The organism is Acetonema longum DSM 6540 (assembly GCF_000219125.1).
GTDB lineage: Bacteria > Bacillota > Negativicutes > Sporomusales > Acetonemataceae > Acetonema > Acetonema longum.
The window spans coordinates 1-5286 of sequence record NZ_AFGF01000018.1 but is presented as its reverse complement, the minus strand read 5'-3'; the positions used below and the strand labels follow the sequence as shown (position 1 = coordinate 5286).

General features: G+C 50.8%; 4 protein-coding genes, 6 tRNA genes and 1 other RNA gene. 1 reads left to right on the top strand and 10 read right to left on the bottom strand.

Going from position 1 to position 5286, the window contains the following annotated elements; translation table 11 throughout:
- From ALO_RS03125 to rnpB, 4 genes are all read right to left on the bottom strand, one after another.
- Positions 1 to 769, bottom strand: a 769-nt coding sequence (locus ALO_RS03125) for a macro domain-containing protein (protein ID WP_004092792.1), incomplete at its 3' end; no start/stop codon positions are given.
- A gap of 127 nt (positions 770 to 896) precedes the next feature.
- The gene (gene mobA, locus ALO_RS03120) at positions 897 to 1556 is read right to left on the bottom strand and encodes a molybdenum cofactor guanylyltransferase (protein WP_004092791.1); all 660 of its coding nucleotides are present in this window, start codon (positions 1554 to 1556) and stop codon (positions 897 to 899) included.
- A gap of 181 nt (positions 1557 to 1737) precedes the next feature.
- Positions 1738 to 1828 (bottom strand) — tRNA-Ser (locus tag ALO_RS03115).
- 29 nt (positions 1829 to 1857) lie between these two features.
- Positions 1858 to 2193, bottom strand: an RNA gene (gene rnpB / locus ALO_RS21215) — RNase P RNA component class B.
- Positions 2194 to 2608: 415 nt separating this feature from the next.
- On the opposite strand from rnpB, the gene ALO_RS03110 reads away from it, so the two are divergent.
- Entirely contained in the window at positions 2609 to 3076 is a 468-nt protein-coding gene (locus tag ALO_RS03110) for a 3D domain-containing protein (protein ID WP_004092789.1), read from the top strand.
- 173 nt (positions 3077 to 3249) lie between these two features.
- Here ALO_RS03110 and ALO_RS03105 read toward each other — a convergent pair.
- From ALO_RS03105 to ALO_RS03080, 6 genes are all read right to left on the bottom strand, one after another.
- A tRNA-Phe gene (locus ALO_RS03105) sits at positions 3250 to 3325 on the bottom strand.
- Between the two features lie 28 nt (positions 3326 to 3353).
- A tRNA-Asp gene (locus ALO_RS03100) sits at positions 3354 to 3430 on the bottom strand.
- Between the two features lie 19 nt (positions 3431 to 3449).
- A tRNA-Val gene (locus ALO_RS03095) sits at positions 3450 to 3525 on the bottom strand.
- A gap of 3 nt (positions 3526 to 3528) precedes the next feature.
- Positions 3529 to 3603: transfer RNA gene (locus ALO_RS03090), tRNA-Glu, on the bottom strand.
- Between the two features lie 5 nt (positions 3604 to 3608).
- Positions 3609 to 3684, bottom strand: a tRNA-Lys gene (locus ALO_RS03085).
- 90 nt (positions 3685 to 3774) lie between these two features.
- Complete coding sequence (locus ALO_RS03080) at positions 3775 to 5058, bottom strand: adenylosuccinate synthase (protein WP_004092787.1); 1284 nt, start codon at positions 5056 to 5058, stop codon at positions 3775 to 3777.
- Positions 5059 to 5286 lie beyond the last annotated feature (228 nt).

Below are 5286 nucleotides of genomic sequence, written 5' to 3'. Positions count from 1 at the left end.
AGCGTCCGATCAGGTCGTCGATCCTGGACGATTGACTAAATACAGAGCCCGGTGGTCCGGCCAATTCTCTGCCAACCCGCAGTGTAGCGTCAGACGGCTTCTGACGGCGTTTAGCCGTATCTTCCTGGGGAACCGTACCCGGTTCGATCCGCTCCAGACAAGGCAGACCAGCGTCTTCCCGGGCTTCTTCCTCTGCCTCATGCAGCTTCTTCCTGCGGCGGTCTTTGCTCAGATGTTCATCCACATAGCGTTCATCAATGTACGCGCTGACTGCTCCCAGCAGTTTTTCCGAAAGGGTGAACGCCCCTTTGTCAAATACAACCAGATAGACGGTCAGGTCACTCTTTTGCAAAAACTCGCGAATGGCCGCCGTAGCGACAGCCAGCGCCTGGTCCTTTGGGTATCCGTAGATCCCGCCGGATATCAAGGGAAAGGCCACAGACTCACATTTATTTTGCTGCGCCAGAGTCAGAGAGTTCAAATAGCATGACCGCAGGAGCTCCTCTTCACCTTGTTTGCCATCTTTATATACAGGCCCGGCCGTATGGATGATATGCCTGGCGGGCAGGTGAAATCCGTCTGTGATCACGGCCTGGCCGGTCTGAATCGGCCTTAACGCATCGCAAGCTGCCTGCAGATCCGTTTGGCCGGCAGCCTTAAAGATGGCGCCGCAGACCCCTCCGCCCATCTGGAGCGCGGTATTGGCAGCGTTGACAATGGCGTCGACCTTCATTTTGGTGATGTCGTTGCGGACTATTTCGAAAGGCATGGCGTCACGCTCCCCCTAGTAACCTCTTTTTTCAGACGCAAAACCGGTCTGTCCCCGAAACAAAAACATATTACCTCACTTTAATATAAAATTCTCAGCGTAATCCTTCCTCATGCTGAAATTCTTCTTAATCGGGAGAATTTATAAAGTGCAAATCCCCAACTGAACACAGTTTTCGTCCCTTCTCCAATTCCGCCGGGGTATTGATGTTCAGGAAAATATCCCTTCCCGGTGCCACTGTCCGGATTTCCGCCTCATCGATGTAGCGGACAGAAACTTCGGGGAAAAAGGCCGCAATCCGTCGCTGGCCCCGCGTCAGGCAGAACCCGATGGCCTCAAGGCAGCGCCGGGAGTAGATGGCGTGAAGCGGCTCCGGCCTGGCGGAATCCTGACGCGGGACCACCACATCATAGTCCTGAGCCAAACCAGCCATATGCCGGATCAATTTCTCGCTGATAAACGGCATATCGCAGCCGCAGACAAAAATGCCGGGCGCAGTGGTGTGACGCAGGGCGGCATGAATCCCTGCCAGAGGCCCCATGTCGGTGAAAATGTCGGATACCATGGTCATCCCGAGATAACGATAGACATCCGGCGTATTGGTTACCAGCAGCAGTTGAGCGGAAAATAGCCCGCTGACTTTGCCCGCCACAATCTCGATAATCCTGGCGCCGCCCATTATGGCCAAGGACTTATTCCAACCCATCCGGCTGCTTTTGCCGCCGGCCAGGATTACCGGGACGATTCCTGCCAATGGCTTCATAGCCGTCGAATCTTTCGGATTCATCTTGTTATTCACATCCGATCCATTATCCGTACTACTATCATAACTGATTGATCCGATGGCTGTCCAGCGCGCCGCCCGGGAAGAAAAACGTGAGAAAAAGAGTACGGCAAGGCTTTTTCATGCGTAAAGAAAACCATCTGTATATAACAAAAGCTTCTGTTATATACAGATGGTTGTTTTTTGGCGGAGTGGCAGGGATTTGAACCCTGGCGGGCCTTGCGACCCCTAACGATTTAGCAAACCGTCCTCTTCAGCCGCTTGAGTACCACTCCAAAATAGGCATATATGTTTTTCCGTCAGAAACTGTAAGCCATTTTCTGTTCTATGGAATCATTTCTCTAACGCCGCGATTACGGCGTTCCTCTCTCCAGTTCTGTTTCCCGTTGAGAGGCTCCCCTACACACTGGGTTTCTTCCTCGTGAAGTTTACCGCTTGCACCAGGCCGTCGCCAGCCTGTCTGATTTCTGTGGCACTTTATGGCTACTTTCCACTCAGGGAGTGGATTTGGCCGTTGTCAGGAGCGCCGCTGCCCTCCTGCCCTATCTTGCGATAGGCACGATCATTACAACCATCCCAGGTTGTGGAAGCATGGACTTTCCTCAGCAAACCGTTCGATCTGCCGCGATTCCTCGTACTCTGACAAGAATTCATGCCTATATCCATTTATAACGGAGCAGATATTTATTTTATCATAATTATGTTAACTTGTAAACACTATTCCGATAAACTTTTACCGGATTGACAATAAAAGCTTTTGCCATCCCGCCATTCTAAAAAATATGCTGCAAATTTTAGCAAATACGCAGAAATTCCTTTAAAAAATCCCGATCTTTTCCACTATAATACAACGCAATAGTAGTTTTGTCGACAAAGAAATGACTGACAGGTCTTGTTCTTTTTTCTTTTCGGCATTTTCCTCTGTCCAATTTTGACTAATTTATATAGATAAAAACCATATAATCCATATAGCGGTTACGTTTACATGTATTTCTCTTCTGGGTAAGATAATAGTGAATCCACACCTGCAAGTGCAGGTTGAAGAGGTGTAATTAATGAAAACGAAACTTGCGAGCTGTTTGCTGATAGCCATATTAGTAATCCTGGCGTTATCCCCTTGCGTGGCCGGTGAGCATTTTATGCTGCCTCCTGATGCTAATCCCATACTTCAGGTAGAAAAGCCGACCCCGGTTCCTCAGCCTCGCGGCCGCCACCTTACGGTGGTCGCTACCGCTTATACTCCCTTTGAACCCGGTATGACCAGCGGTACCGGTTTGGCCTATGATGGCCGACCGGCCATTCCGTTTAAAACATTGGCGGTAGATCCCAAGGTGATACCGTTGGGTTCCCGGGTCTTTATCCCCCAATACGGCTGGTTTCTGGCCCATGATACAGGCAGCGCCATCAAAGGACCCCGCATTGATCTCTGCCTGGAAACCGATCATGAGATGGTGCATTTTGGCGTACGTAAAATGGAGATCTACGTGGTGCCGCCGGACACTCCTTATCGCATGGCCTGGTAAAACGGGGCCGTTGAAAAAGACCGATCTACGGCGTTGCTCTTACCTTGTATCTGGACCTTTTTGAACGGCCCCGGATCCGAGGCCTAAAGATAGGTTTGCAATAAATTCTTAAACTAATAACCCCTGCTTATAGTAAGCAGGGGTTTAATGTTATAGATCCTAAATGCAATATATGGTGCCGCAGGACAGAATCGAACTGTCGACACGAGGATTTTCAGTCCTCTGCTCTACCGACTGAGCTACCGCGGCATTCACCTTTTATATTCAGAATATAGAATGGCGACCCCGAAGGGATTTGAACCCTCGATCTCCGCCGTGACAGGGCGGCATGTTAGACCACTACACCACGGGGCCGCAAGAAAAGAGGAATTTATGGTGGGCGATGACAGGATCGAACTGCCGACATCCTGCTTGTAAGGCAGGCGCTCTCCCGGCTGAGCTAATCGCCCAAGTGGTGACCCGTAAGGGAATCGAACCCTTGATACCGCCGTGAAAGGGCGGTGTCTTAACCGCTTGACCAACGGGCCAAAAATGGTGACCCACCCGCGACTCGAACGCGGGACACCCTGATTAAAAGTCAGGTGCTCTACCGACTGAGCTAGTGGGTCATGTCTCACATTTAAAGAGTATACAGCAAAAAAATATCCTTGTCAACGATTTATTTATGGGAATTTTAGTTTTTTCGACAGTAACTCCTATTAAAATGCGTCCTGCATGATAATGGTCTGCTCCCGTCCGGGGCCAACCGAAACAATACCAAGTTCGATACCGCTAGCCTGGCTTAAGAGCTCTACATAGCGCCGGGCATTCAGAGGCAGATCTGCATATTTGCGAATGCCGCTGATTGGTTCTTTCCAGCCGGGCAGTTCCTCGTAGATAGGCTGAACTTCCGCCATGATTTTCAGGCTGGCCGGATATTCCTGCAGGGTTTTCCCTTGATATTTGTATCCGGTGCAGACTTTTAACCGCTCCAACCCGTCCAGGATATCCAGGCGGGTCACAGCCAGAGCGTTTATGCCGCTGACCATACCGGCATAACGGACTACCGCCGCATCCAGCCAGCCGCAGCGGCGGGGCCGGCCGGTAACCGTGCCGTATTCATGGGCCCGGTCACGGATGGTATTGCCGATTTCATCGTTCAGCTCGGTGGGGAAGGGTCCTTCTCCAACCCGGGTGGAGTATGCTTTGGCCACACCTATGATTCGGGATATCTTCGTCGGGCCAACGCCGCTACCGGTGCACATTCCGCCGGCAGTCGGGTTTGAGGAAGTAACATATGGATAGGTTCCATGATCAATATCCAGCAGCGAGGCCTGAGCCCCTTCAAACAGTACCTTCTGCCGGGCGTCAATGGCCTGATTCAGAATCAAAGACGTGTCGGTGACATACGGCCGAAGTTCCTCGGCATAGGCCAGATATTCTTTTTTGACGCTCTCATAGTCGAAGCCGTCTACTCCGTATACAGCCTTCAGCAAATGATTTTTCGCCTTCAGATTGCGTTCCAGTTTTTCTGAGAATTCGGCTTCATCCAAAAGATCGACCATACGGATTCCAGAGCGGGAATATTTATCCATATAGCAGGGGCCAATGCCCCGTTTGGTGGTACCGATTTTATGGTCGCCCCGGTACTCTTCTTCCACCACATCTAACAGCCGGTGGTAAGGCATAATGATATGAGCGCGATTGGACACTTTCAGGCCGGAAGTATCGATGCCTTTGGCCTGCATGCCCTTTATCTCTTTGAGTATGGCTTCCGGGTCAATCACGACTCCATTGCCGACCACGCAAGTTTTTCCTTTATACAGAATACCCGACGGCAAAAGTTGCAGTTTGAACTCTTGTCCCCCGGCCACCACGGTATGCCCGGCATTATTGCCCCCCTGGGATCTGGCGACAACATCCGCTTTTTCTGCCAAATAATCGACGATTTTTCCTTTTCCTTCGTCGCCCCACTGGGTACCGATTACTATTACTGCTGGCATTTGCTTCATCCTCCCATAAGTTTGTTGTAAAGCTCATCTGCCATCTCGAATCCGAGACCATTCAAAAAGGCGGTCTCCCAGAAATCTGTTGCAAAACTCACCTGCCGCCTCGAACCTGAGACCGTTCAAAAGGGTTCAGATGCTAGGTAAGAGCAACGCCTGCGTTGCCGTACTGTGAAGAATTCAGGTGATTTCCCGGCTTGGGAGAGACCATCTGCTATAGCCAAT

Coding starts and splice junctions, on each gene's coding strand:
- mobA (WP_004092791.1), bottom strand. CDS start 1,556: ATGAATCCGAAAGATTCGACGGCTATGAAGCCATTGGCAGGAATCGTC.
- ALO_RS03110 (WP_004092789.1), top strand. CDS start 2,609: ATGAAAACGAAACTTGCGAGCTGTTTGCTGATAGCCATATTAGTAATC.
- ALO_RS03080 (WP_004092787.1), bottom strand. CDS start 5,058: ATGCCAGCAGTAATAGTAATCGGTACCCAGTGGGGCGACGAAGGAAAA.